The following is a 26646-nucleotide window of genomic DNA, read 5'->3' on the forward strand; positions in this document are numbered from 1 at the left end:
GTTATGGGAGAAGAGGAGAGAAGGAGAAAGCGGAGACGGGTCAGCCTGCCGATCCGGCGAGCGCATTGCGTCGCTCGAGTGCCGCGGCGAGCGGAGCCGGATCGACCCATGCGTCGAAGTCGAAATCCGTCGCAACGAAGCCCCACTTGAACAGGAACTGCTTGAAATCGGCGAGCGCGGCAAGCGCCTGCGGATCGAGGCCGATCGCCAACTGCCGGTGCAGGCCGCCCGGATACGCGCGTTCGACCCAATGCTCGGCGCTGCGAACCTCGCGGGCGACGTAACTCGCCACTTCGGCCGCGTGCGTCTCGGCCCAGTCGCCGGCGGCGAGGGTGCGAGCCAGCACGCGTTCCACAAGGTCGGGACGCTCGCGCAGCAGTTGCGCGTCCACGGTCAACGGACGCGGTGTGCCATTGTTCGCGTGCAGCGCGCGATTGGATTGCGCGCCGATCTCCACGAGGACTTTCGCACCGAGAAGATTCGCGATATCGAGTCCGGTCGCACCTTTGACGAACACGACATCGGCCTCGCCGCGCAGAAGCGCCTCTGCTTCGCGGGCGAATTCGTGCGAACGTTGCGCGTCGAGCCACACGCCGAGCGGGGCGCCGCTAGCGGGCTTCGCGTCTTCGAGTCCGCGAGGCGTGTGCGGCAGTTCGACCAGATCGATATCCTCGAACTGCGCGCCGACCACATCGAGCAGCGACGAAAACCCGCGCAGCGCGGTGGCGCGATGGAAATCGACCACGTTCGCACGCGTATTACGCGGCAAACCGAAGCGACGCCCGGCGAGCGCGTGCGGTGTGGCGTCGAGTTGCCGGTCGAGTGTAATCAGCGCCTGGAACTCGTCGACCCAGCTCAGACCGATCAGGCGTGTGTCGCTGCCCTGAGCGCGCGCCCACAGTGCCGGAATATTGCCGCCCTGGCGAAACGACCATGGCTGGCTATGCGTGAAGTGCGAGCGGCGGATCAGCACATCGTCGGCATCCTGCAGTGCTTTGACGTCGATACCGTCGGCTGCGAATTCCTGTTGCAGCCAGCCTTTTTGCGCCGCGATGCCGAACGGGGTCGGTGCCGGGCAGCGCGTGTACCAGATTCGGCTCATGCGGATCACCTGCGTGGTTGAGTGGAATTTTGTTGGGATGGTTGCCGCGTTCGACGAACGCGGCGCGCTGACGCAATCAATAGCGCAAGCCGGCTTCGCGCAGTAACGGCAGCACACGCTCGCCGAAAAATTCGAGGTCGGGTTTGAAATCGAAGAAGCTCAGTTGCACGCCGTCGACACCGGCGCGATGCAGTCGCACGATGTAGTCGGCAATCTGCTGCGGCGAGCCGACGATCGAAATGTTGCCGCCCACTGCGCGCGCTGCCGCCGAATTGCGTTGCTCGGCGCCTCCGCGCCACGCGTGCGCGTCGCTGTCGAAGCGATGGAAACTGCCTTCGTCGCCGTGTGCGACGATCGCATCGTGGTAGGCGCGTGCTTCAGCGGGCGTCTCGCGGCAGATCACCATCGGGTTGAGCAACGTGCGAATCTTGCGGCCATGTGCCTGGGCGGCGGCTTTCACGCGAGCGGTGTGCGCCGGCAGCGCGGCGAGCGCCGCTTCGATTTCCGAACCGGCCGGGCTCGTGATGAACACCACATCGGAATAGCGCGCGGCGAAGTCGATGCCCGCGTCCGAGCCGGTCGCGTTGACGAGGAGCGGGCGTCCGTAGCGCGGCTTCGGCGTGACGAAGGCCTTGTCCAGTTTCCAGCTCGACAGTTCGGGCGCGAAACTGAAGTTATCGGGCTGCGACCACAATTGCTGTACGGCGTCGAGAAATTCGGCCGCCAGTTGATAGCGCCGGTCGTGATCGATGCGATGCCAGCCGAACATCTCGTGCTCGATCGCACGATGACCGGTGACGACGTTGATGCCCCAGCGCCCCTTCGAGATGTGATCGAGCGTCGCGGTGAATTTGGCGAAATGCAGAGGATGCCACGGGCCATACAACACGTGACTGGTGGCGACAAGGATGATGCGTTCGGTGCGCGCGGTCATCGCCGCGAGCGACATGAACGAATCGAGTGCTTCTCCGTTGAATACGCCGCCGTAGCCGCCCTTGGGCAACCATTGCGACAGGGCGAAGACCAGGTCGAAGCCGAACGATTCCGCTTTCTGCACCAGATCCAGGTTGTACTCGAAGTTCCAGTCCGTCGTGCGGGGCAAGGTGGATGCGCTCCAGCCGCCGGCCTGAATCGGCAGGAACAGGCCAAGCAGCAAGGGCTGTTCAAAGGCGCGCGAAACCGGACTATCCGTAAAGGCGGTGGGCGAACGGACTGCGACGAAAGGCGACGCATCGCGCGCACCGTCGGCAGGAGGTGCCGATGTGCGTGATGGTGGGGTAACGACTGATTCGGGCACGGTGAAATTCCTTGCGATGCAAGTATGAACGTACGCGTTGTCCGCGAGATCGCACGCGGCGCGGCGGCAAAACCTGGGGGTGCAAACAGTAAAGCACGTCGTTATCCGGAACGCCAAACAACGAAAACTGCTTTTAATCTGAAGTGCCAGGCGATGCGTGAAAGTGCCGCTTTAGCGGCCTGTTTCCACGCATGAGCATGGTTTGCGTTCTATGCTTTCCAGACGATGTCGCGCACATCGACCTTCTTCGGAATCAACCCGAGTGCGAACAGGCGGTCTGCTGTCGCCTGCTGGTTGTCGAGCAGGCGCGCGCTGAGTGCAGTCACGTCGAAGCTCGCATTGCGGTTCACGGCCGCCATCACATCGGGCGCGATGCCGGTGGCGCTCGCCAGTACTTCAGTCACGTCCCCCGGGTGTGCTTTGGCCCACTCGGCCGCTTGTTTCGATCCTTCGATGTACTCGTTGACCAGCTCGGGATGCGCCGCGGCAAACGTGCTGTTCGCCAGCAGAAAGCCGGAACTCGATTCGATGTCGCCGCTATAGGCAAGCACACGCGAAGGCGTGTGCTTTTGCGCGAGCGTGAAATACGGGTCCCAGATCACCCACGCGTCGATATTTCCGCCTTCGTAGGCGAACGCGGCATCTGCGGCGCCGAGCGAGAAGGTTTCGATCTCCGACAATTTCACCCCGGCCTTTTCGAGTGCGGCGGCGATCAGATCGTGCGAACTGGAGCCTTTTGCATAGCCGACTTTCTTGCCGCGCAGATCGGCGAGCGTGTGTATGCCGGAGTCTGCCTTGACCAGAATGCCTTCGCTTTTCGCACCTGTCGGCTGCGCGGCGATGTAGTTGACATGACCTCCCGACGCCTGCAAGAAAATACAGCCGACGTTGCCGGCATTGCCGAATGCAATCACGCCCATATCGAGCGCCTGCAATAGCGTCAGTCCGGAGGGGAACTCGATCCATTTGACGCGAATGCCGCGTGGCTCGAAGCGCTTTTCGAATACCTTGAGTTGCCGCGCAACGAGGGGAATGCCGGTCTTCTGAAAGCCTAGACTGATCGTATCGGATGTCGCCGCCGAGGCTTTGCGCGTCGACGTGGCGAAGGCCGCGCCGGCGAGTGCCGCAGCGCCGGCGGCGAGAAATTGACGACGTCGTGGCATGCAGGCATCTCCTGGAGAATGGGTGGATGGTGAAGCGGGGGATGTCACACGGTTAAGGGGCACGGCAGCCACATCAGGTCTGCCCGCTAGTGGGTGGCCGTTCGCCGTTGAGATAGAAGTTGCCGACTGCCGCGTATTTCCAGCGCGCGGCGTCATGCAATGTATGTACGCGAGCATTGCGCCAATACCGGTCGAGATTGAACGACGGATGCGTGGACCGCGTGCCTGCGAGTTCGAACAGCTTGTTGCTGGCTTCGATGGCGATTTCAGTCGTCAATGCTTTGGCTTCGGCGACTGCGATCGACGCCTCGGCAATCGTGTCCTCGCTTGGGGCGGCGAGGCAACCGTCGATCGCGTGGCCGGCTCGGTCCATCATGGCTTCGGCCGCATGCAGGCGCGTTTTCAGTTCGCCTAGCTGGTAGATCACGTAAGGGTCGGCGCCGAGGGCAGCCGTGGACGGCGCGGAGTCGGCGTCACGCTGCCGGATGAAAGCGATCGTCGCGTCGATTGCGCCGCGCGCAATGCCCGCGTCGATGCCGACGTGACTGATCTGCGAAATGGCGTTTTGCGGCCATTCTTCGTAGCTGCGGTAGATCGGCAAGACATTTAGCGCGGGCACCCACACGTTGTCGAAGATCACCGTGCCGCTCGCGGTGGTTTTCTGGCCGAAGCTCTCCCAGTCGTCAACGATTTTCATGCCCGGATGCCCCGTCGGCACGATTGCCACGACGCGGCGCCCCTGCGCGTCCTGGCCGATGGTCGAGACGTAGTCGGCAAACAGCGCGCCGGTCGAATAGATCTTGCGGCCGGACAGCCGGAAGCCGCCGTCGTCGGCGGCGATGGTCATGGCGGAGCCGGCGGGGCGTCGTCCACCGACGTCGACGTTGGCGTTGCCAAAGCGTGCGCCGCGCAGAATCTCGCCGAGGAAGAACGCACGTTGCTGCTCCGTGCCGGTTTTCCAGAGCCAGAATACGGCGCTGTTATGGTTCTGCTGGATCTGCGCGATCGACGGATCGGCCGCGGCGAGGATGGCGAAGACCCGCCCGACCGTCACGTAGGAAACCTGCGCACCACCGTACGCTTCAGGTACGGTCATCGCCCACAGGCCGGCGTTCGATGCGGCATCGAGTTCTTCGTGCGGCAGGCTGCGGTCTCTGTCGCGGCGCGCGGCATCGGCGGCGAAGCGGCTGGCGAGGTGCTGCGCGGTGGCGATCGCCTCGGCGTTGGACTTGATGACGTGAGCCGGTTTGCTGGAGCGGGGCGCGGCAGGGTCGGCGAACGCAGCGTTCGACGTTTGAGTGGGCATTAAGGGCTCCGGAGCGATCCGCACGGGATCGTGTTGAACAGCAATATCGGCGCTCATGAAGCGCGACTCGCTGCTTCGAGGTGTCGGAAACGTCAAAAATTATGCGAAGAAGATTGAAGACGGACAACGAACAATAATTGCTATTCTTAGCTGATTCCTGATGCGATCAATTCGACGGTTCCTCGCGCGCAGAGCGTAAGCATGGCGAACACGCCGTGCTCATAACGTTATGAGTTTCGCTTCGTTGCCATTCGCCGCCCGCACCGCTAACGTCGGCTCTTTAGCCATCCAGATCACCCGCGAGCACCTTGGCTCCAGCAGATTCAGAGCCGCCGCGGCACGGTCACCTCGCTAACCCTCTTTCGCGGACCTCCATGAGCAGACGTAGCGGGCACTTGCACCTCGGCGCCTTTCTTTATCCGTCGGGACATCACATCGCGGCATGGCGGCATGCCGAGGCGCAGGCGGATGCCGGCGTCAATTTCCGCCATTACGTACAGCTTGCCCAGGCGGCCGAAGCCGCGAAGCTCGACCTGGTGTTTCTGGCCGACGGTGTGGGTACGCGCGGCGACAACGTCGACTTTCTGAGCCGCACCGCACACAGCTATGTCGCGCAGTTCGAGCCCATCACGCTGCTCTCGGCGCTGGCGGCGGTGACCGAGCGCATCGGCCTGGTCGGAACGGCCTCGACGAGCTTCAACGAGCCGTATCACATCGCGCGCAAGTTTGCGTCGCTCGATCACATCAGCGGCGGACGTGCCGGCTGGAATCTGGTCACGTCGTCGAGCGAGCACGAGGCGAAGAACTTCAATCGCGACAAACATTTCGATCACGCCGAGCGTTACGCACGCGCGACCGAGTTTGCGCAAGTCACGCAAGGGCTCTGGGACAGTTGGGAAGACGATGCGTTTGTCCGCGACAAACCCAACGGCCGTTTCTTCGACCCGCAAAAGCGGCATGTGCTCGACCATAGGGGACGTTTCTTTCAGGTCCGAGGCCCGCTGAACGTCGCGCGTTCTCCGCAAGGGCATCCGGTCGTCGTGCAGGCGGGATCGTCGGAAGCGGGCAGGGAATTGGCGGCCAGCACGGCCGAGGTGATCTTCACCGCGCAGCAAACGCTCGCGGACGCAGTGGCCTTTTACGCCGACGTGAAGGGACGCATGCGGGCTTATGGCCGCGAGCCCGACGATCTGAAGATCATGCCGGGTGTGTTCCCGATTGTCGGACGCACCGCGAGCGAGGCGAACGAAAAGTTCGACCAGTTGCAGTCGCTCGTCGATCCGAAAGTGGGGCTCGCGCTGGTGTCCGGACTCACCGGCGGCTTCGATCTGTCGGACTATCCGCTCGACGGGCCGATTCCCGAGTTGCCGGAAACGAATGCGAGCAAGAGCCGGCAGTCGTTGACGATCGAGTTGGCGCGTCGCGAGAACCTGACGATCCGCCAACTCTATTTGCGGGTAGCGGGTGCGCGCGGCCACTGGCAACTCGTCGGGACTCCGGAGCAGATCGTCGATCAACTCGAAGAGCGCTTCGTGAACTACGGCGCAGACGGTTTCAATGTCATGCCGCCGGTGTTGCCGAACGGCCTGACCGATTTCGTCGAACTCGTGTTGCCCGAGTTGCGCAGACGCGGCTTGTTCCGCAGCGAGTACGAAGGGCGCACGTTGCGCGAAAACCTCGGGCTGCGGCGGCCTGCGCATCGCGCTCGATAGCCGGCCTTCGTCGGGGCCGCGTGCTGTGTTGCGTATGACGCGCCCACATCAGCCATGCTGCGATCGATATCACGATTGATTGTTTGGCGAGCGTGCGCGCCGTTGCTAGCATCGCAGGCTTGCCTACGAGCCCACCAGTACGACAAAGCGCCGCCGCCATCATGAATGCCCGCACCCAGCCGCTGCATCCGCCGCCATCGCGCACTCGCCGCCGCCTGCTCGGGCGTCTCGCCGCGGGCGGCCTCGTTGCCTCGCACGCCGCGGCGGCCGCCGAACTGCTCAAGCCGCTCGACATCGCGCCGTCGAGCCGCGTGCCAGGCGCGCCCATACTCGAGCATCCGTACGGCGTGCCGTCGCCGCACGAGGTGGATGTCGTGCGGCGCAGCGCGCGGGCGTGGCCGCTGCCCGGCGCGGCTTCATCGATGACCCCGCTCGCCGATCTGCACGGCACGCTCACGCCGAACGGTCTGGTCTACGAACGTCATCACGGTGGCGTACCCGACATCGACCCGGCTCAGCATCGGCTCGCGATTCACGGACTGGTGCGTACGCCGAAGCTGTTCACGATGGACGATCTGCTGCGCCTGCCGTCCGAATCGCGCATCCATTTTCTCGAATGCTCGGGCAATACCGGCAACGAGTGGAACGGGCCGAGCGGCCTGCCGGTGCAACTCACGCATGGCCTGCTCTCATGCTGTGAATGGACCGGCGTGCGCTTGTCGACCTTGCTGGAAGAGGTGGGCGGTCTGTCGAATCAGATCGATCCGGCGCGTGGCTGGCTGCTCGCCGAAGGCGCGGATGCCGCCGTGATGACGCGCAGTTTGCCGCTCGAACGGATACTCGAACGCGCGCTTGTCGTGTACGCGCAAAACGGCGAACGTCTGCGCCCGGAGAACGGCTATCCGTTGCGTTTGATCGTCCCCGGCTTCGAGGGCAATACGAACGTCAAGTGGCTGCGTCGTCTGAAGGTAGTCGATGCGCCCTTGCAAACGCGCGAGGAAACTTCGAAGTACACGAGCCTGCTCGCGAACGGCACCGCCCGTCAGTTCGCGTTCGAGATGGATGCGAAGTCGGTAATCACGCGGCCCTCGCCGGGGCATCGCCTCACCACACACGGTTACTACCCGATTACCGGGCTTGCCTGGTCCGGGCGCGGCACCGTTCGCAAGGTCGAAGTATCGACCGATGGCGGCGCGACCTGGCGTCTTGCGCGTCTCGATGGCGCCATTCACGATCGCGCGCTCACGCGCTTTCAGGCGGACTGGCGCTGGGACGGCGGCCCCGCCGCGATTCTCTCGCGCGCGACCGATTCGACCGGCTACGTGCAACCCACTCGCGCGGAACTCGTTGCCGCTCGCGGGCTGAACTCGCAGTACCACTACAACGCGATCCAGCAATGGCGGGTCGACGCGAGCGGCGAGGTGCGTAATGCGTGACGCCTGTTCGACACGCTGGCGAGTGCGCACGGCGTTGGCCGCAGGGCTCTCGCTATGCGCGCTGGTCTCCTGTTCGGCGATCGCACCGGACGCGTCCAACGTTCAGAGCGTGGCGCCCGGCCACGGCATCGGCACGCCGCTCACCGAGCAGGAGCTGGCCGCCTGGAACATCGACATCGCGCCGGATGGCCGCGGTTTGCCCGCGGGCAGCGGCGACGTCGCCACGGGCGCGCATCTGTTCGCCGCGAAGTGCGCCGCGTGCCACGGCGCGCAAGGCCAGGGCGGGCTTGGCGATCCGCTGGTCGGCGGGCAGGGCACGCTGACCAGCGCAAAGCCGAAGCGCACCGTGGGCAGTTACTGGCCCTATGCGACGACGCTGTTCGACTATATCCGCCGCGCGATGCCCTACAACGCGCCCGAATCGCTGTCCGCCGACGAGGTCTATGCGCTCAGCGCGTTCCTGCTGAACCAGAACGGCATCGTTGCAGCCGATGCGCGCCTCGACGCGGCGTCCCTGCCGCGAGTGGTGATGCCCAACCGGCAGGGTTTCGTGGCCGATCCGCGCCCCGGACGGCTATGACGCGCAGGTTCGCCGACACGAAGGCCGAAGCGGCACACGCGAGTAAAGCGTCGCGGCCGCCCGGAATGCGTTAAAGCATCGGGTTTATCACTCCAGCAGATAAACGTATCGGATTTGCTTCGTTGTCGCCGCGCGCCTGCGCCGGTACATTCGTCGGACTGCGCCCTCGACGGCGTTCTCCGAACAGATCAACGACGAGTTTCCTGTGACGACTGCCTTTGCCCCCACTGCTGCCGGCCATGACGGCCACGCCATTGAAGCCCAGCCCTTCGAGATTCGCGCGTTCGACGGTCCCGTCGGCGCGGAAGTCCTCGGACTCGATCTCGGCAAGCCGCTTAGCCAGGACGATTTCGCGCGCATTCATCGCGCTCACCTCGATCACCATGTGCTCGTGTTCCGCGACCAACGCATCACGCCGGATCAGCAGATTGCCTTCAGCCGCCGATTCGGCCCGCTGCAGATTCATGTGCTGCATCAATTCCAGTTGACGGGCTATCCGGAAGTGCTGGTGGTCTCGAACATCGTCGAGAACGGCAAGCCGATCGGTCTCGGCGATGCGGGTCATTACTGGCATTCCGATCTGTCGTACAAGGAAAGGCCGAGTCTCGGTTCGCTGCTGCATGCGCAGGAATTGCCCGCCGAAGGCGGCGACACGCTGTTCGCCAACATGCACCTCGCGGGGGACACCTTGCCCGCGCATTTGCGCGCCGCCGTGGAAGGGCGTCAGGCCGAGCACACGTATCTCGCCAAGTACGCGGAACTGCAGAAGCGCAGTCCGTGGCGGCCCAATCTGTCCGCTGAACAGATCGCCTCGGTGAAACCCGTCGTGCAGCCGATCGTACGCACGCATCCCGAGACCGGCCGCAAGGCGCTGTTCGTCAGCGAGCATTTCACGACCCGCGTGATCGGTTTGCCGGAAGACGAGAGCAAGGCGCTGCTCGACGAAATATTCGCCCATAGCGTTCGCCCAGAACATCTGTACCGGCATCAGTGGGAAGAGCACGACATGGTGTTCTGGGACAACCGCTCGCTGATGCATCTCGCGGCCGGCACGCCGGACCATCTGCGCCGCAAACTGTATCGCACGACGATCGAAGGCGACGCGCCGTTCTGACGGCGCCGTTGCCCGCTTTGACCACACCACACGCTGACCGGAGTTCCAATGCTTGCCAGGTTTCGCCCGACCGCCGCGCGGCCGTCGTTTGCCCGCCGTTTTACCGCGACTCTGCTGACCGTATCGATGGGCGTCGCGGGCTTTGCCGCCATCGCGCCCGCGCACGCCGAGGGGCAGATTCGCGTCGCCGAGCAGTTCGGCATTGTCTATCTGCTGCTGAACGTGGCGCGTGACCAGCAATTCGTCGAGAAAGAAGGGCGTAAGCAGGGGCTCGATATCAAGGTGGATTGGGTGAAGCTCTCGGGCGGCGCCGCGGTCAACGACGCGCTGCTGTCCGGTGCCGTGGATATCGCGGGTGCCGGCGTCGGTCCGCTGCTGACGATCTGGGACCGCACGCACGGCAAGCAGAACGTCAAGGGCGTCGCGTCGCTCGGCAATCTGCCGTACTACCTCGTCAGCAACGATCCCAACGTGAAGACGATTGCCGACTTCACCGAGAAGGACCGCATCGCGGTGCCCGCCGTCAACGTGTCGGTGCAATCGCGCGTGCTGCAATACGCGGCGGCCAAGCGCTGGGGCGACAAGGATTACAACCGTCTCGACAAATTCACCCAGGCGTTGCCGCATCCCGATGCGGCCGCTGCGATCATTGCGGGCGGCACGGAAATCACCGGGCACTTCGGCAATCCGCCGTTTCAGGAGCAGGAACTGGCGGGCAATCCGAAAGCGCATATCGTGCTGAATTCCTACGATGTGCTCGGTGGACCGAGTTCGGCGACCGTGCTTTACGCCACCGAAAAATTCCGCGACAACAATCCGAAGACGTATCGCGCATTCGTCGATGCATTGGCCGACGCCGCGCGTTTCGTCACGGCCAATCCAGAAGCCGCTGCCGATATCTACATCCGCACGAATCAATCGAAGATCGACCGCACTCTGCTCGTGAAGGTCATCAAGAATCCGCAGGTGCAATTCAAGGTCGCGCCGCAGAACACGTTCGGGCTCGCGCAGTTCATGTATCGCGTCGGCGTGATCAGGAACGAGCCGAAGTCGTGGAAGGACTACTTCTTCGACGACCCCGCGACGGCGACGGGGAGTTGAACATGTTCAGCATTGCGCGACATTTGCCGGCGCGTTTAGTCCGCACACACGGAGCAATCTGATGGTGGCCAATCCCACGCTTCTGTTTCCGAACCGCGACGGGCAGACCGCCGCGGCGACCAGCGAACGACTGCTCGCGGTCGAAAACGTCAACCTCGAATACCGCACACGTGAGCGCATCGTGCGCGCGACGCACGACGTCAGCTTCGACGTCTACGGCGGCGATCGCTTCGTACTGCTCGGGCCGTCGGGCTGCGGCAAGTCGACGTTGCTCAAAGCGGTGGCCGGCTTCATCCAGCCGACCTCGGGCAGCATTTCGCTCGACGGGCAGGCCGTGCGCGGCCCCGGCGCCGATCGCATCGTCGTGTTCCAGGAGTTCGATCAGTTGCCGCCGTGGAAGACGGTGCTGCAGAACGTTGCGTTCCCGCTGCGCGTCGCGAAGAAGCTCTCTCGCGCGGAAGCGAACGAGCGCGCGCTGCACTATCTGGAGAAGGTTGGGCTGGCTTCGTTTGCGAATGCTTATCCGCATACGCTGTCAGGCGGCATGAAGCAGCGGGTTGCGATTGCCCGCGCGTTGGCGATGCAGCCACGCGTGCTGCTGATGGACGAACCGTTTGCCGCGCTCGATGCGCTTACGCGCCGCAAGATGCAGGAGGAACTGCTGCGGCTATGGGAAGAGGTGAACTTCACGCTGCTCTTCGTCACGCATTCGATCGAGGAAGCGTTGGTGGTCGGCAACCGGATTCTGCTGCTGTCGCCGCATCCCGGCCGCGTCCGCGCCGAACTCAACAGCCATCAGTATTCGCAGGACAGTTTCGGGCGCAGCGATTTTCAGCGCAGTGTCGCGCGTATTCATCACCTGTTGTTCGAGCAGACGGAGACCGTTCAATGAGCTCGCCTGTCACATTGCTGCCGCCGGTTCGCGAGGAGTACGAACGCTCGCTCGAACCACTCGGCGAACTCGTTCTCGAAGCGCCGTTGCCGCTCGCCAAACGTGTCTTTGCGCAGGGCTGGTTGCGCAAGACGCTGATTGCGCTTGTGCTGATCGCCGGATGGGAGGTCGCCGCGCGCATGGTCGACAACGATTTGCTGCTGCCGACGTTCGGTGCGACGTTCAGCGCGTTCGTGCAAGGCATCTGGTCCGGCGAATTGCTGCAAAAAACCGCGGTATCGATGTCGGTGCTGCTGCGCGGTTATCTGCTCGGCGCGGCACTCGCCTTCGTGCTGACCTCGCTTGCCGTGTCGACGCGCGTAGGGCGCGATTTTCTGTCGATGCTGACCGCGATGTTCAACCCGTTGCCGTCGATCGCGCTCTTGCCGCTCGCGTTGCTGTGGTTCGGTCTCGGCACCGGCAGCCTGCTGTTCGTGCTGGTGCATGCGGTGCTGTGGCCGCTCGCGCTCAACACCTACTCCGGCTTTCAGTCCGTGCCGGCGACGCTGCGGATGACTGGCCGCAACTACGGCCTGACAGGCCTGCGCCACGTGCTGCTGATTCTGGTGCCCGCGGCGCTGCCGTCGATTCTGGCGGGTTTGCGGGTGGGCTGGGCGTTTGCGTGGCGGACGCTGATCGCAGCTGAACTGGTGTTCGGCGCGAGTTCAGGCAACGGCGGACTTGGCTGGTATATCTTCCAGAATCGCAATGAGCTATACACCGACCGGGTTTTCGCGGGGCTGGCGGCGGTGATCGTAATCGGTTTGCTGATCGAACATCTGGTGTTCGATACGCTGGAGCGTGTCACGGTGCGGAGATGGGGCGTGCAGCAGTAGAGGGTTTTGCGGGTGAGAGGTTCATCCTGGCACATCGCTCGGGTCGTCCAATGACGCTATTCGACAGCGACAGTGAAGGCGTCGCGCACGGCGCGCGAGCAGGCATGTGTGGCCTGATGCCTGCAAGGCGTCGCGCGTGACAATCAACGAGCGACATTGAACTCCGGAATCTGGCGTTGGCCGATGTTGCAAAGGCGGCGAGAATTCGGCGCTTCGCGCGATGCGTCAGAGCTTCGAGCCTCCATCGACTCGTAGCGTTTCGCCCGTGATCCAGCGCGCGGCATCGGATGCAAGAAACGCGACCGCATCGCCGATTTCATCGGGCTGGGCGAGACGCTTCAGCGCCTGCATGCCGAGCGTGGCCGCGCGTCCTTCGTCGGTTTTCGTGAAGTTCGACATATCGGTTTCAACGACGCCCGGCGCGACGGCATTCACCCGGATGCCCCGTTCTCCGAGCGCCGAGGCGAAATGCGTGACGAGGGTATCGACCGCACCCTTGGTCGCCGCATAGGCCGATAGCGTGCCAACCGCCGCGCGTGCCGCAAGCGACGAGATCATGACGATGCTGCTGCCCTTGCACATCACCGGCAGCAGTTGCTGGACGAGAAAATAGGGCGCGCGCACGTTCACGGCAAACAGCGTGTCGAAGGCTTCGACGGTGGTCTCTTCGATGCTCGCGGCTCGGGAAACGCCCGCGTTCGCCACGAGAATGTCCAGACGATGGCCGATCACTTCGCGCACGCGTTTCGCGAGCAGATGCGCACCGTCCGCGTCACGCAGGTCGGCTGCGACTTTCTGCGCGGTGCCGCCTGCCGCGCGAATCTCCGCAACGACGGCCTCCGCTTCCTTTTCGCCGGTGCTGTAGTGGACGAGCACCTGAGCACCTGCGCGAGCGAGTGCGAGCGCGCTGGCGCGGCCGATGCCGCGCGATGCGCCCGTAACGAGCGCGGTCTTTCCAGTAAGGTTGTTCATGACGAGACTCCAGAAGTGATGAGAAAGGTCATTTCTGTTCGTGATGCGCCTGGCATTCCGAAAGAAACTGTGTGACGTGCGAGACGAACCGCTCCGGGTATTGATAAAGCGAGCCGTGGTTGGCATCGGGATACAGGATCAGCTGCGCGTTGGGGATGTTCTGCTGCAGGATCCACGAGTTGATCGAATAGATGATCACGTCGTTGTCGCCGTTGACCACGAGCGTCGGCTGTTCCAGCGCGTGCAGATACGCGTACGGGTTCGCGCGCGGCGCGCCCCACTTCGCGAGGGCCGCGAGCTGAGCGGGCGCGACCTTCTCGCCGGCTTGCGGATCGCGGTTTTCCTGGCGCAGGCGGAATCGTTCGAGAAACCGGCGTCCGGCCGTCTGGCTTTGCGCCGACGGCGAGAAGTGCACCTTCAGCCATAACTCGTCGGGTTCGTCGTAGGTCGCGCCGAAGATCTGCTGCGCCTCGGGCGTGAGCGTTGCCATGCCTTCGCCGCTGCGCGGTCCCGTTCCGACGAGCACCACGCGGCGCACCAGCTCGGGTTCGGCGAGCGCGAGCGTCTGGGCGATCAAGCCGCCCATCGAAAAGCCGAGGACGTCGACCTGCTGCAACCTGAGTGCCTTGATGAACGCTGCGGCGTTGGCGGCCATCTCCTCGATGGACTCCGGCACGTCGCCCGACGAACTGGCGATGCCCGCGTTGTTGAAGAGAATCACTTCGCGGTCCCTGGCAAAACCGTCGGTGATGGCGGGGTCCCAGTGATCCATGGTGCCGGTGAAGTGAATGTTAAACACGAGCAGAACGGTATCGCGCTTGCCGAAGCGGCGGTACGCGAAGCGAATGCCGTTCGTTTCGACGAATTGCGTCGGCGCGTTCTGGTGGGTGTGGTGGGTCATGGCCTTTTCTCCGCAGGGGCAGTGTTGCGCTTAGCCGGCAGTCTTGCCGCCGTCGACGGTGACGATCTGACCCGTCACGAACGACGCTGCGTCGGAAGCGAGAAACGTGATCGCGCGGGCGATGTCGTTGGGCTGCCCGACCCGACCGAGTGGCACGGACGCGGCAAGCGCGGCCTTGCGCTCGGCGGTGCCGGTGAAGCGCTCGAGCATGCCGGTGTCGGTCGGTCCCGGCGCGACGGCGTTCACGCGCACGCCCGACGAAGCGACTTCAAGCGCCGCCGACTTCGTGATGCCTTCCACCGCGTGCTTGCTGCCCGCATAGACCGACGCATACGCCGCGCCTTCATGTCCATATGTCGACGACACGTTGACGATGCTGCCGTGCTTCTGCGCCTGCATGACCCGCAACTCGTGCTTGAGGCTCAGCAACGTGCCGAGAACGTTGGTGTCGAAGGTCGCTGCGTAGCTCTCGGCGCTCTGGTCGAGAATCGAGCCCGGTTGGCCTTCGGTCCCCGCGTTGTTGACCGCCGCGTCGATACGGCCGAAGCGTGCGACCGCCGCATCGACCAGGTCGCGCACTTCGTCGTCGTGACGGACGTCGGCGCGAATGAAGACGGCATCGGCGCCGCGTTGGCGCAGTTCGGCTTCGAGCGCGCGGCCTTCGGCTTCACGGCGGCCCGAGACGACCAGACGCGCGCCGCTTTCGGCGAATGCGAACGCGGTGGCGCGGCCTATTCCGGTCAGCGCGCCGGTGATCAGGATGACTGGCTTGTCCATTTTCAAACTCCTTCAGATATAGATGTAAGGTATGGCTCAAACGGTTGTTGCGTTTCGTCCTTGCCTGCTCAGCAATGTAGATGGCGCTTGCACGAACGAAAAAGACTTTGTAGGCTGATGGGCATGCCTCAGAAGCATGGGGCAGCAGGAGGAGCGAATGGAGTTGCGTCACCTGAAGTACTTTGTGGCGGTCGCGGAGACCGGCAGCCTGACAGTGGCGGCCGAGCAGCGGCTGCATACGTCTCAGCCTTCGCTGAGCCGCCAGATCCGCGATCTGGAGGACGAAGTCGGCGCGGAGCTTTTCAGCCGCAGCGCGCGCGGCGTCGAATTGACGGCTGCGGGCAAGGCGTTTCTCGACCACGCGCGGCTCGCGCTCGCGCAGGTCGACGCGGCAAAGGAAGCCGCCCGGCGCGCGTCGACGCCGGCGAGGAAGGTGTTCGCGCTAGGCTTCCTGACAGGGCAGGAAATGACGTGGCTGCCGCGGGCAATGCAGGTCCTGCGCGAAGAACTGCCAAACGTCGACGTAACGGTCTCGAGCCACTATTCGCCCGACCTGGCCGACGCGCTGGCGCGCGGCAAGCTCGACCTCGCATTTCTGCGCGCCGAGCCGGGCTTCGATCTGGAATATCGTGTGGTGAGCCGCGAGAAGCTGCTGGTGTTGATGCCGAGCGATCACCGGCTGACCGGGCGCGCGGCGATCCGCGCGCAGGATCTGATCGGCGAGCCATTCATCCTGGCCTCGAACAAGGCCAAGGTGCTGCACGACGTGATCGAGCAATATCTGCTGATCAATCATGTCGATATCGCCGCCGAGCACCACGTCGACAATCTCGCGATGGCGATGTCGCTCGTGGCCTCCACGCGTGGGCTCGCGCTGATGCCGGAGTACGCGAACAATCTGCTGCCGTGGTCGGTGGTGAGCCGGCCGCTGGAAGGCGAGGCGCCGACCGTCGATCTCGTTATCGGTTATAGCCGCTCAAACGCTTCACCTACGCTGGCGTTCTTTCTGACGAGAGTGGATGAGCTGATGGTGCCCTAGTCGTTGAGGATGCCTGGCAGACTCGTGGCTGTCAGTGCAAACAATCGACCAGCCGCGCAAGAAACGCATCGCACGCGTCGAGCTGCGCCAACGCAACGTATTCATCCGGCTTGTGTGCGACGTCGATATCGCCGGGACCGCATACCAGCGTCGGCACCGAGAGTCGCGTTGAGAACAGGCCGCCTTCCGTGCCGAACGCGACCTTTCGTTTTGACGTCTCCGACGGCAGCAAGGATTCGAGAAACTGCACGGCATCGCTCGCCACATGCGTGTCGAGCCCGGGGTAGGCGTTGACTTCTTCGACCCGGGGCAGATACACCGGTCCGCCGTGACCTGCCGCGCTCGCCGTCTCGGCATGGCGACGGATGTCATCGAGGATAGGCTGGGCACGATCCGCCGCAAGCGTACGGATTTCGAAATCGAGCGTGCATTCGTTCGGCACGATGTTGAGTGCTTTGCCGCCGCGAATCGTGCCGACGTGAATCGTCGAATAGGGAACGTCGTAGTCGTCGTCGCGCGCACCGGTTTGTGCGAGGCGCTGCTGTGCCGCGCGGATTCCCGCGATCCAGTCGGCGGCGACGTGAATCGCGTTCAGGTACTTCGGCGCGAGCGCCGAGTGTCCTTCCTGTCCGCAACAGACCGCACGATACGCGGCCTTGCCCTTATGGCCGGTGGCGATCTGCATCATCGTGGGCTCGCCGACGACACACAACTCCGGCCGTACCGGCGCGATCTCCAGAACGTCGATCAGACGCCGCACGCCGACGCATCCGATCTCCTCGTCATACGACAGCGCCAATTGCAGCGGCTTGCGCAGCGTACGCGCCGAAGCGTCGATCATGGCGACGACCGCGCAGGCGACGAAGCCCTTCATGTCGGCGGTGCCGCGTCCGTACAGCCGCTCGTCGCGCAGTGTCGCTTCGAACGGCGGCATCGTCCACGGTTGCCCGTCGACCGGCACGACATCGGTATGTCCCGACAGCAGGACGCCGGGCACGTTCGCCGGCCCCGTGCTGGCGAACAGGTTGGCACAGGTTCCCGCTTCGTCCTTGACGAGCGTGCAGGCGATTCCCGCCGCGCCGAGCAAGCGGGCGACGTGCTCGATCAGGGCGAGATTCGGCGTGCGTGAAACGGTGGGGAAGGCGATCAGCGCCTTCAGCAGTTCGGCACTGCGACTGAGCGGCATAGTGATAGGAAATCCCTTTGAGAATGTTCGTCCAGATCGGCATTGCGGTGACTGCAGCGGACTCCATTAACGCACACCGGGGCCGCCCGGTGACATTATGCAACGCAGCTTACGCACGCTGCTTGACGGCAATGACGTCGATTTCCACCAGCCATTCCGGGCGCGCGAGTGCCTGCACGACGAGACCGGTCGAGACGGGAAACACGCCTTTGAGCCAGCGGCCCATCACGTTATAGACCGCCTCGCGATAGCGCGGGTCGATGAGATAGACCGTGACCTTGCAGATGTCCTCGAGCTTGCTGCCGCATTCTTCGAGCAGCATCGCGACGTTGGCCATCGCTTTTTCGGCCTGCGCAGTGACGTCGCCGATGCCTACCGATTCGCGCGTGTCGAGATCCTGGCCGATCTGGCCGCGCAGGTAGACCGTATCGCCGGCGATCACTGCCTGGCACAGGTCATTGTCGAGCTTTTGCTCGGGATAGGTTTCGCGCGTGTTGAATTTGCGGATGCGCGTGTGGGTCGTCATGGCGTTGGGATCTCCGGAAAGTGTGAGCGGCCGATGCGTGCGAGCGCGCACCGGCGCAGGTTCAATGAGCAAGAATCCTGGAAAGGAAGCGCTTGGCCGAGGGGCTTGCCGCGTCCTGAAAGAACTCGCCGGTCGGACTGTCTTCGATGATCGCGCCGTCTTCCATGAAGACCACGCGATGCGCAACACGCTTCGCGAATCCCATTTCGTGCGTCACCACCATCATCGTCATGCCTTCGCGTGCGAGTTCGACCATCACGTCGAGCACTTCATTGACCATTTCGGGGTCGAGCGCCGACGTCGGCTCGTCGAACAGCATCGCCGCCGGGTCCATCGACAACGCTCGCGCAATCGCCACGCGTTGCTGCTGCCCGCCCGACAACTGCCCGGGATACTTGTGCGCGTGCGCCGACAGACCGACGCGATCGAGCAGTTCGCGCGCCTTGTTGCGCGCGCTGCCTTCGTCACGGCCGAGCACGATGCGCTGCGCCAGCGTGAGGTTGCGCGTCAGATCGAGATGCGGGAACAGCTCGAAGTGCTGGAACACCATGCCGACGCGGCTGCGCAGCTTCGGCAGGTTCGTGGATTTCGCGCCAAGCGAGGTGCCGTCGACCAGAATGTCGCCGTTCTGGAAGGGCTCCAGCGCGTTGACGGTCTTGATCAGCGTCGACTTGCCGGAACCCGACGGCCCGCACACGACGACGATCTCGCCCTTGCTCACTTGCGTCGAGCACTGCTTGAGCACGTGATGGCTGCCGTACCATTTGTCGATGCCGCGAATGTCGATGACGATCTGCGTTGCGCTCATGTCCGCGCTCATTTGTCGAAGTAGCCCGCGCGAATCGACGCACCGATCAGGTTGAGAATCAGCCGGCCGGCGGTCACGCACGAGATCAGATTGGCATCGTCCTTTTCCGGCTGGATCTCGACGATGTCCATGCCGACAACGCGGCCCTTGCGGACCAGACCGTGAATCAGTTTGCGCGCCTGCACGAAGGTGACGCCGCCGGGCGCCGGCCCTGCGACGGCCGGCATCGTCGACGGATCGAGACCGTCGGCGTCGATCGTGAGGTAGTAGTTACCGCCATCGGGGATGCGTTCGAGCACGGCGTCCATACCGATGTCGTGCAGTTCATAGGCGGTGATCAGCTCTGCGCCATACGCGCGCGCCACGGTCAATTCCTCGGCGCGGCCGCTGCCTTGTGCGCGCAGGCCGATCTGGATGATCCGCTCGACGTGCGCCATCTCCGACGCGCGGCGAATCGGGCTCGACAGGCCTTCGCGTACGCCGTTCACTTCATCGCGCCAGTCGAGGTGCGCGTCGATATGCACGAGCGTAATCGGACCTTTCTGGTCGAGACCGCGCAGCACGGGCGTCGTGATGCCGTGATCGCCGCCCAGCACGATCGGCATCGCACCACCGGCCGCAATGCGGCGCACGGCCGCTTCGGCGCGGGCGTAGTGCTCACCGGGTTGGGTCAGATCGGGAAGGATGTCGCCGCAATCGACGAAGCGGATATCGGTGCGGCCTTGCAGCAGCGGGCCATCGATATCGAAATCGTAGTGGTGCGGTTTGCGCGCGACGCGGTCCGTGGCCTGGCGGATCGCGGACGGCGCATTGGTCTGGTCGTTGCTGAAATCGGAGGGCGAATACGGTGCACCGTAAGGCATGCCGAGCACCGCGATGTCGGCCTTAAGATTGTCGATGTCGAGGTCGAGTTCCGAATACAGCAGCGTGGGGTGGCCGGTACGCGGCGCAACGGTGTAGTGACTCATGCGGGTGTCCTCAGTTGGATTGGGGGGGAGGCGTGTCACGCGTGACGGCCGCGGCGTCCGATCGCCGTTTCGAGACGGCGGCCGACGCCGGCCAGCAGGACGCTGCAGACCCAGTAGATCAACGCCGTCGTGCCTAGCACTTCGACATAGGCAAACGTGTTGGCTGTAAGCAGATTGCTCTGGTACGTCATTTCCGGCAGGCTCATCACGGAAAAAATCGCCGAGTCCTTGAACATCATGATGACGAGGCTCGTCGTCGGCGGTGTGATGAAGCCGAACAGTTGTGGCGCGATCACGTGGCGCTGCGCCTGCCAGAAGGTCATGCCCAGCGAAAAAGCGGCATGCGTCTGGCCACGCGCCACGCTGCGCAGCGCGGCGCGCAGAATTTCGCAGAAGTAGCCGCCCGTGTAGAAGGCCGTGCAACCCACTGCGACCGTCATCGCCGAGGCGCTCACGCCGAGCTTCGGCAAGCCGAAGAACGACAGATAGACGAGGATCAGGTACGGGATGTTGCGGACGAGTTCGACGTATGTGAGCGCCACTGGCCGCAGCCAGGTGCGCGACTGTGCCGCGTAAGCCGCGACGATGCCCGCGACGATACCGACCGGAATGCCGATCGCACTGACGAGTGCGGTGATGCGCAATCCCTCGATCAGCACAGGGATCGCTTCGCGGACGATCGAGAAGTCAATGGCCATGGGGAAGCATCCTCGAGACCCGGCGCTCGCAGAGTCGCGATGCAGCCGAGATGCAGAACAGGATCACGAAGTAGACGGCCGCGGTGATCGTGAAGACCTGCAATGGCAGATCCGTTTGCAGCGTCGCGTTGCGTGCCACCGTTGCGAGTTCGGGCACGGCGATGATCGACATCAGCGACGACGCCTTCAGCAGAATCGTAAATTCGCTCGTGAGCGGCGGAATCGCCCGATAGATGACCTGGGGCAGCAGCACGTGCCGCCAGACCTGCGACGTGCGCATACCCATCGCATACGCGGCGGCGCGCTGCCCCCACGAAATCGTGCCGAGCGCGCCGCGCAGGATCTCGACGATGTACGCGCTCGTGTTGAAGGCGAGCGCGGCGATGCCGGCGGTGATCGGCGAAATGGAAATGTCGAGTAACGCCGGCACCATGTAATACGCGATCAACATGTGAATCAGCGCCGGCGTGCCGCGAATCAGGCTCACCCACAGCACCACCAGCGCGCGCAAGGGGCCGATCGGCGAGATGCGCGCGAGCAGCAAGACGATGCCGAGCGCGAGGCCGATCGCGAACGCGCACGCGGAGGCGACCAGCGTGAGCGCGGTGCCCGAGACGACGCCATCGAGAAACGGCGCGATGACGCCACCTTTGTCGATCCAGTCGAGCATGGCGGGGGCGTCAGATCGAGCCGGTCGGCAGATAGTTCATGCGCGGCGTATCCATCGGTGCACCGAACCATTTCGTCTGCAATGCGGCCAGTTTGCCGTTCGCCCTGAATTCGTCGAGCGAGTCGTTGATGAACTTGCGGATTTCGAGGTCGTTCGGATTCGCCACCCAGGCGAGCAGTTTCGGTTGCCCGATCGTGCCGGCAATACGAAACGCGCCCGGCTGTTTGCGCATCTGAACGGCGGCGATGTTCGACGGCATCAGCGCCACGTCGATCGTCTTGTTCGCGAGCGCATTGGACACGTCCGGATACGCCTGGAACAGTTTGGTATCCGCGTAGCCTTTGCCGGCCTTTTCCTTGAGTTCCTTTTCGAACTCGGTGGCGACCGGCTGGGACGACGAGCCCATCTGCGTACCGATGGTCTTGCCGGCGATGTCGAGATCGCGTTTGATCGACCCGTCGTCGGCGCGCACCATCAGCACCGAGCGCACCACACCTACCGGCTCACTGAAGGCGAAACGCTTGGCGCGCTCCGGCGTGATGCCGACGCTGGTCGCGACGAAGTCGAACTTGTGCGACATCAGGCCGGGCAGCAGGCCCTGGAACGGCAGGTTCATCTGTTCGAGTTGCACGCCCAGTTTGGCCGCCATCAACTCCAGCACGTCGTGGCCATAGCCGGTAATCTGCCCGTTCTCGACGAATTCGAACGGCTCATAGGCGGCTTCCGTGCCGACCGTCAGCTTGCCGCGTTTCTTGATGTCGGCGAGCGTGCCGCCCTCCGCGAGTGCGAGCCGCGGCAGCGCCAATGCTGCGCCCGAGGCGAGCGTGGTCTTGATGAAGGATCGTCGGGTCCAGTTTTGCATTGCGCTCTCCGCGTGAGGGGACGTGTGGGTGATGGACCGGTGCATCGTGCACGCTACGGCTTCGCACGATGACCCTGGCGACCGAATGTATGCCGCCATAAAGATCGTGAAAAATGATTTTTTTGGCGGTATGGTTCCGGAAAATGAAACCTTTCAAGCGCCGACCATGACCGACCACCCCACGCCGAGGACCGCCTCCATGAGCCGCCCCGATTTCGATGAACGCGGCCTGCGCTCGCTGCGCATCTTCTGCGCGGTCGCGCAGGCGAACGGATTTGCCGCGGCCGAGAAGCAGTTGAATATGTCGAAGACGTCGATCAGCCGGCACATCCGCGAAGTCGAGGACACGCTCGGCGCACGGCTGTGCGAGCGCGGTCCAGCGGGATTCGTGCTGACGCATGCGGGCAAGGTGGCGCTCGATCTGGCACGCGACGCGCTCAGATCGCTTGAGCGGATTCGGCCGGAGATCGACGCCGTACGCGGCGTGCTGTCGGGCTCGTTATCGATCGGAATGGTGGAGCACATCGTCAGCGACGAAGGCTGTCATTTGCCCGAGGTCCTGGCCGCGTTCAAGGAACTGGCGCCCGACGTGAACGTCGAGCTGAGGGTCATGACCTTCAGCGAACTCAACTCGGCGTTACGGGAGCGTCAGGTTCACGTTGCGATTCGAGGCATGTACCGTCGCGAAGCGGGATTCCAATACCTGCCGCTTTTCATCGAGCGGCAAGGGCTGTATGTCGCGGGTCATCGGATACGTGAAGCGTCGAAGTTGCCGCTCGTCTATCGTCCGCAGCCGTTCGTCTATGAAGTCTTGAACACGCTCGGCATGCAGCGAGGTCCGACGGCATCAGGGCTGGAGGCCGTCGCGATGCTGGTGCTCTCCGGGCATTATGTGGGCTTGTTGCCGCAATATTACGCGGCGTCTTTCGCAAAACGGCGGGCACTCGTGAAGGTGCGCTCCGGTCCGGTCTATGAAAATACGATCAGCGCGATCACCGAGATCTCAAGACCGAGAACGCGTGCGCTCAACCTTTTTCTCGATCTTATCGAGCAACATCATCACGTTGATTGATCAGACGGAGAGGTTCCGAATAGCGAATGCGTCGCTATCGTGTCATGCGCTTCCGGAATTTTTACGGAATTCGCCGCCGACAGGAACAGGCTTTGTACAGGCATGCGTACGCGGTTCATGCTGCCAACGGTCCGCCACTTTATCCGCGTAAGGCGTGGTAATTCGCGCTGTAACGCAAATAATGCCGCCCCCGCCTAGACTCCGAATCGTTTTAGCGGAGAACGCTCGTCAATGAGCGGGGTCAGCGCCTTGCCATTCGAAGGCGTGTCAGCGGGGGCGACTTATGCCACAGTTACTACAGCCGATAAAGCACGTCGCATTGATTCTTTCGCCGGCAGTCGGCGACTCGTTACTCATGATGACGATCGCGCGCAATCTCTGCCTCGAACGCATCGCGGTCACGGTGTTCGGCCGTCATGCGAGCGCGCTTCACGGGTGGTTTCCCGGAGTCGATATCCGGGCGGACCTGGGCGAAGCGGGTCTTGCGGACAATCTGGCCAGGTTCGACCTCGTCATCCAGATGCATTCGGACAGGCCGTTCGACGGGCTGCACCGATTGCACCCCCGAGTCGTTCTGCTCGATCGCGTCTGCCGGGCGCGCTCTCCCGATTCAATGGCAGTCAGGCTCACGCGATTCTGTCGTGATGAGCTGAATCTGACGAATGCCGACAAAAGCAACGGCATCACCGCGCCGGCAGGGCTCGTGCATCGTAGGCATCCCCTGCGCGTCGCGATACACCCGACAGCGAGTACGATTGACAAGTGCTGGCTGGCTTCGCGCTATGTCCGGCTAGCCGTCACCTTGCGCGATCGCGGGTTCGATCCGCAGTTCGTCGTTGCGCCGGAAGAGCGCGACGACTGGACGCACGTGGAGCGTCTGGGCCTGACATCGGTCAGTCTCGGCTCGCTGGACAACGTCGCCGCATGGCTTTTCGAATCGGGCTGGTTCATCGGCAATGATTCGGGTATCGGCCATCTCGCTTCGAGCCTGCAGATTCCTACGCTTTCCCTGTTCATGCGGCGCGGACTCGCGCATACCTGGCGGCCAGGCTGGGGCGCGGGGCAGGTATTGATCGGCAGTACCTATCTACCGACCGGACGTCTGAAAGAGCGCTACTGGAAATACATGCTGTCGGTAGGCAAAGTGGCTCGGGCATTCGAGCAACTGCGCGCGAGTTTCACATGACGCCGATGCCGCTGAGCGCCACCGTCGATGGCCGTTCTCCACGCGTTGCCGTCGTGATGTCGAATGCCCTCGGTGACACACTCGTTCTGATGGTCGCCGTTCAGAACTGTCTGCGTAACGGCATCGACATCACGGTGTTCGGACGGCAAGCCTGCGCATTGCGACGCTGGTTTCCCGGCGTAACGATTCACCCGATACCGCACCGTGAACATGGCGCGGCATGGCTGGTGTGCTACGACGTCGTTATCCAGATGCACCGGCATCAGCCAGTGCCGGATCTGACGGCGGCTCACCCGAATGTCCTGTACCTGGATAGCGTCGAACTCGGCGATCGGCCGGGTTGTATGGCCGAACGCTTCGCCGGCTTCTGCCGTGAAGAGCTGGGGCTATCTCACGTGGGGACAGATAACGGCATTACGCCTCCGCCTTCATTGCAGCACCGGCGGCATCGGCGTCGCGTTGTGATACATCCCGAAGCGAGCACCGACGACAAACGCTGGCGGCGCGCGCGGTTCATCAAACTGGCGCACCGGTTGCGCGAGCACGGTTACGACGTGCACTTCGTCATTGCCCCTCACGAGCGTGAGCGTTGGAAAGAACTCGGCACGTCAGCGCTTCACGCAGCGACGTTCCATGACCTGCACGAACTCGCGTGCTGGCTGTATGAATCGGGCTGGTTCATCGGCAACGACTCGGGGGTCGGGCATCTGGCGTCGAACCTCGGTATTCCTACGCTCAGCCTGTTCAGGCGGCGGCGCGTCGCGCAGCGTTGGCGACCAGGGTGGGGCGCCGGCCATGTCGTTCTGCCGTGGCAATGGGTGCCCGGCGCATGGCTGAAGGAAAAGCTCTGGCGGCAAACGCTCACTTGCGCCCGGGTACTTGCTGGATTCCATCGGATGGTTCGCGAGTGCGAAGCAGGATGACTCCAGCGCGACGAGCGCGCCGCGCAGTGTGAATCCGACGACCCGTTGACCAACCAGGCTTCTCCCCATCTCATGACATCAAAACCGAACGCGGTATTCCTGCACAGCGGATACCGGACCGCGGGCACGTGGTTATGGTCGCGCTTTCGCCGTATCGAGGAAGTCGTTGCGTACTACGAACCGTTGCACGAGATGCTGGCAAGCATCGATTCCGACACGCTTGAAAAAAGCACGGCGGATAGCTGGCCTTCGGGCCATCCCGAACTGGAGCGACCCTATTTTACGGAATACGCCGCGCTGCTCGAACCCGGCGGGCGAGGGATCGCGGGATTTGACGAGCGCTTTGCCATCGACAGCTTCACGGGCGAAGTACCGGACGACGCGGATCGGATCGAAGGCTATGTGCGCCGTCTCATCGACTCGGCGCACGCGCGGGGCAAGGTGCCTGTCTTCAAGTTCTGCCGCTCGCTAGGGCGGCTTCCGTGGTTTCGCAGCACCTTCGCTGACGCGGTGCATATCGTGGTCGAGAAGAACCCGATCTCCCAGTGGCAATCCTGTTGGGATCTGTTTGCGTTACATGGCAATGCGCATTTCGTAGCGATCCCCTACGCCGTGCTGGCATCGAACCGCCATGTGCCGACGGTGGCCCGCGTTCTCGAGGCGCTTCGCGTCGAGCTTCCGCACCTGCCGACGGAACTGGCGGAGCAGCCGTTCGAGCGGCGCCTCGCGTTTTTCAAGCAGCACGTGGGGGAGATTGCGCCGACCATGATGTATCGCGCGTTTCTCGCGCATTGGCTGCTCACGTTGCGACATGCCGCCACGCACGCGCATGCGGTGTTCGACTGCGATCTCGCCGTTCACTCGTCCGCGTATGCGCTGGCCGCGGAAGGATGGGTTGCCGATCTCACCGGATTGACGCCGTCGTTCGGCACGTCACGGCGCGCAAAGACGGAGGAACGTCACAGCGGCTTCGACGCGGTGCAGGGATTGAAGATTCATCTTGAAGCCATGCACCTGTGCAAAGAGCTCGTCCGGAGCGGCGCCGCGCATCCGGATACCTATTCATTGTGGGCCAGCAAGCTTGCGCAGGCCACGCAGGTTCTGGCGTTCGGCGCCGAGGTGAACTGGCCGCAGGCGCAGGCGGCATCGCACCACGGCGTTCGCATCGTCAACGTAGCGCTGATCGATGGAGCGGATATCGATACGGCGGTGGCAAGCGAACTCGCTGTGACACGGACGGCGCTCGCGAACGTCCGGCAGCAACTTGCCAGTTTGCAGGAGTCTCTGTTCTGGCGCCTGAGCCGGCCTGTGCGGCAACTCCTTGCCGCGGCCACGCACCCACGCGGTTCGTGAGCCGGCCTGGGTGCACGCGCCGTGGCCCCGATGACGAGGCCGTGTGCGGTAAACGTATCCGTCGCCGTTAAGCCATGCCACGCCGAACGCGCTTTCGACTACGCGCACATCGGCTTGCAACGAAGAA

General features: G+C 63.5%; 26 protein-coding genes. 12 read left to right on the forward strand and 14 right to left on the reverse strand.

The genetic code is table 11. The features are described from left to right. Positions 1-40 precede the first annotated feature (40 nt). The 4 genes from PQQ53_RS08750 to PQQ53_RS08765 all read right to left on the reverse strand — a co-directional run bounded on the left by PQQ53_RS08750 (position 41) and on the right by PQQ53_RS08765 (position 4868). Positions 41-1102 (reverse strand): ABC transporter substrate-binding protein, encoded by a 1062-nt coding sequence (locus tag PQQ53_RS08750; RefSeq protein ID WP_408139460.1) that lies wholly within the window; start codon positions 1100-1102, stop codon positions 41-43. A 76-nt stretch (positions 1103-1178) separates the two neighbouring features. Then, on the reverse strand, positions 1179-2399 hold the full coding sequence (locus tag PQQ53_RS08755; protein WP_408323707.1) for an LLM class flavin-dependent oxidoreductase: 1221 nt from the start codon (positions 2397-2399) through the stop codon (positions 1179-1181). 209 nt (positions 2400-2608) lie between these two features. Further along, positions 2609-3562 (reverse strand): aliphatic sulfonate ABC transporter substrate-binding protein, encoded by a 954-nt coding sequence (locus PQQ53_RS08760; RefSeq protein WP_408323709.1) that lies wholly within the window; start codon positions 3560-3562, stop codon positions 2609-2611. Between the two features lie 73 nt (positions 3563-3635). Continuing rightward, positions 3636-4868 (reverse strand): SfnB family sulfur acquisition oxidoreductase, encoded by a 1233-nt coding sequence (locus PQQ53_RS08765; RefSeq protein WP_408323711.1) that lies wholly within the window; start codon positions 4866-4868, stop codon positions 3636-3638. Between the two features lie 374 nt (positions 4869-5242). Between PQQ53_RS08765 and PQQ53_RS08770 the strand changes: the two genes are divergently transcribed. The 7 genes from PQQ53_RS08770 (at position 5243) to PQQ53_RS08800 (ending at position 12578) form a co-directional block, all read left to right on the forward strand. After that, positions 5243-6580 carry an LLM class flavin-dependent oxidoreductase gene (locus tag PQQ53_RS08770; RefSeq protein ID WP_408323713.1) on the forward strand — a complete coding sequence of 446 codons (1338 nt, stop codon included), beginning with the start codon at positions 5243-5245 and terminating at the stop codon, positions 6578-6580. 161 nt (positions 6581-6741) lie between these two features. Continuing rightward, the gene (soxC, locus tag PQQ53_RS08775) at positions 6742-8016 is read left to right on the forward strand and encodes a sulfite dehydrogenase (RefSeq protein ID WP_408139453.1); all 1275 of its coding nucleotides are present in this window, start codon (positions 6742-6744) and stop codon (positions 8014-8016) included. Continuing rightward, complete coding sequence (locus PQQ53_RS08780) at positions 8009-8596, forward strand: c-type cytochrome (RefSeq protein ID WP_408139451.1); 588 nt, start codon at positions 8009-8011, stop codon at positions 8594-8596. The genes soxC and PQQ53_RS08780 overlap by 8 nt, the downstream gene beginning before the upstream one ends. 205 nt (positions 8597-8801) lie before the next feature. Further along, entirely contained in the window at positions 8802-9710 is a 909-nt protein-coding gene (locus tag PQQ53_RS08785; RefSeq protein WP_408323715.1) for a TauD/TfdA dioxygenase family protein, read from the forward strand. Positions 9711-9758: 48 nt separating this feature from the next. Further along, positions 9759-10811, forward strand: coding sequence for an ABC transporter substrate-binding protein (locus PQQ53_RS08790; protein WP_408151853.1), 1053 nt, complete (start codon positions 9759-9761; stop codon positions 10809-10811). Positions 10812-10872: 61 nt separating this feature from the next. Further along, positions 10873-11703, forward strand: a complete 831-nt coding sequence (locus tag PQQ53_RS08795; RefSeq protein ID WP_408151854.1) for an ABC transporter ATP-binding protein — start codon at positions 10873-10875, stop codon at positions 11701-11703. Further along, positions 11700-12578 (forward strand): ABC transporter permease, encoded by an 879-nt coding sequence (locus PQQ53_RS08800; protein WP_408151855.1) that lies wholly within the window; start codon positions 11700-11702, stop codon positions 12576-12578. The genes PQQ53_RS08795 and PQQ53_RS08800 overlap by 4 nt, the downstream gene beginning before the upstream one ends. 225 nt (positions 12579-12803) lie before the next feature. Here the strand turns inward: PQQ53_RS08800 and PQQ53_RS08805 are convergent, their stop codons facing one another. From PQQ53_RS08805 to PQQ53_RS08815, 3 genes are read right to left on the reverse strand one after another with little or no spacing between them, the layout of a single operon-like run. Beyond that, the gene (locus PQQ53_RS08805; RefSeq protein WP_408139441.1) at positions 12804-13550 is read right to left on the reverse strand and encodes an SDR family NAD(P)-dependent oxidoreductase; all 747 of its coding nucleotides are present in this window, start codon (positions 13548-13550) and stop codon (positions 12804-12806) included. Positions 13551-13578: 28 nt separating this feature from the next. After that, positions 13579-14451: an alpha/beta fold hydrolase gene (locus PQQ53_RS08810; protein WP_408323717.1), complete on the reverse strand. Its 873-nt coding sequence runs from the start codon at positions 14449-14451 to the stop codon at positions 13579-13581. A 30-nt stretch (positions 14452-14481) separates the two neighbouring features. After that, a complete protein-coding gene (locus tag PQQ53_RS08815) occupies positions 14482-15228 on the reverse strand; it encodes an SDR family NAD(P)-dependent oxidoreductase (RefSeq protein WP_408151858.1) in 747 nt (248 codons plus the stop codon). 157 nt (positions 15229-15385) lie between these two features. On the opposite strand from PQQ53_RS08815, the gene PQQ53_RS08820 reads away from it, so the two are divergent. Further along, positions 15386-16267, forward strand: a complete 882-nt coding sequence (locus PQQ53_RS08820; protein ID WP_408139435.1) for a LysR substrate-binding domain-containing protein — start codon at positions 15386-15388, stop codon at positions 16265-16267. Positions 16268-16298: 31 nt separating this feature from the next. On the opposite strand, the gene argE is transcribed toward PQQ53_RS08820, so the two are convergent. The 7 genes from argE to PQQ53_RS08855 all read right to left on the reverse strand — a co-directional run bounded on the left by argE (position 16299) and on the right by PQQ53_RS08855 (position 21985). Continuing rightward, positions 16299-17453 (reverse strand): acetylornithine deacetylase, encoded by a 1155-nt coding sequence (gene argE, locus PQQ53_RS08825; protein ID WP_408151859.1) that lies wholly within the window; start codon positions 17451-17453, stop codon positions 16299-16301. A 109-nt stretch (positions 17454-17562) separates the two neighbouring features. Then, positions 17563-17979 carry a RidA family protein gene (locus PQQ53_RS08830; RefSeq protein WP_408323718.1) on the reverse strand — a complete coding sequence of 139 codons (417 nt, stop codon included), beginning with the start codon at positions 17977-17979 and terminating at the stop codon, positions 17563-17565. Positions 17980-18040: 61 nt separating this feature from the next. Further along, on the reverse strand, positions 18041-18787 hold the full coding sequence (locus PQQ53_RS08835; protein WP_408151860.1) for an amino acid ABC transporter ATP-binding protein: 747 nt from the start codon (positions 18785-18787) through the stop codon (positions 18041-18043). 8 nt (positions 18788-18795) lie between these two features. Beyond that, positions 18796-19755, reverse strand: a complete 960-nt coding sequence (locus PQQ53_RS08840) for an agmatinase (RefSeq protein WP_408151861.1) — start codon at positions 19753-19755, stop codon at positions 18796-18798. Positions 19756-19790: 35 nt separating this feature from the next. Next, on the reverse strand, positions 19791-20453 hold the full coding sequence (locus PQQ53_RS08845; protein WP_408139425.1) for an amino acid ABC transporter permease: 663 nt from the start codon (positions 20451-20453) through the stop codon (positions 19791-19793). Continuing rightward, complete coding sequence (locus PQQ53_RS08850) at positions 20443-21123, reverse strand: amino acid ABC transporter permease (protein WP_408139423.1); 681 nt, start codon at positions 21121-21123, stop codon at positions 20443-20445. Before PQQ53_RS08850 ends, PQQ53_RS08845 begins: the two co-directional genes overlap by 11 nt. Before the next feature lie 10 nt (positions 21124-21133). After that, positions 21134-21985, reverse strand: coding sequence for a transporter substrate-binding domain-containing protein (locus tag PQQ53_RS08855; RefSeq protein WP_408139421.1), 852 nt, complete (start codon positions 21983-21985; stop codon positions 21134-21136). 199 nt (positions 21986-22184) lie between these two features. Between PQQ53_RS08855 and PQQ53_RS08860 the strand changes: the two genes are divergently transcribed. From PQQ53_RS08860 to PQQ53_RS08875, 4 genes are all read left to right on the forward strand, one after another. After that, entirely contained in the window at positions 22185-23057 is an 873-nt protein-coding gene (locus PQQ53_RS08860) for a LysR family transcriptional regulator (RefSeq protein WP_408139574.1), read from the forward strand. Positions 23058-23412: 355 nt separating this feature from the next. After that, positions 23413-24243, forward strand: coding sequence for a glycosyltransferase family 9 protein (locus PQQ53_RS08865; protein WP_408323720.1), 831 nt, complete (start codon positions 23413-23415; stop codon positions 24241-24243). Continuing rightward, a complete protein-coding gene (locus tag PQQ53_RS08870; RefSeq protein ID WP_408323722.1) occupies positions 24240-25166 on the forward strand; it encodes a glycosyltransferase family 9 protein in 927 nt (308 codons plus the stop codon). Before PQQ53_RS08865 ends, PQQ53_RS08870 begins: the two co-directional genes overlap by 4 nt. A 72-nt stretch (positions 25167-25238) precedes the next feature. Next, entirely contained in the window at positions 25239-26519 is a 1281-nt protein-coding gene (locus tag PQQ53_RS08875; protein ID WP_408323724.1) for a hypothetical protein, read from the forward strand. The last annotated feature ends 127 nt before the right edge of the window (positions 26520-26646 follow it).

The organism is Paraburkholderia strydomiana (assembly GCF_046030495.1).
Lineage (GTDB): Bacteria > Pseudomonadota > Gammaproteobacteria > Burkholderiales > Burkholderiaceae > Paraburkholderia > Paraburkholderia strydomiana_A.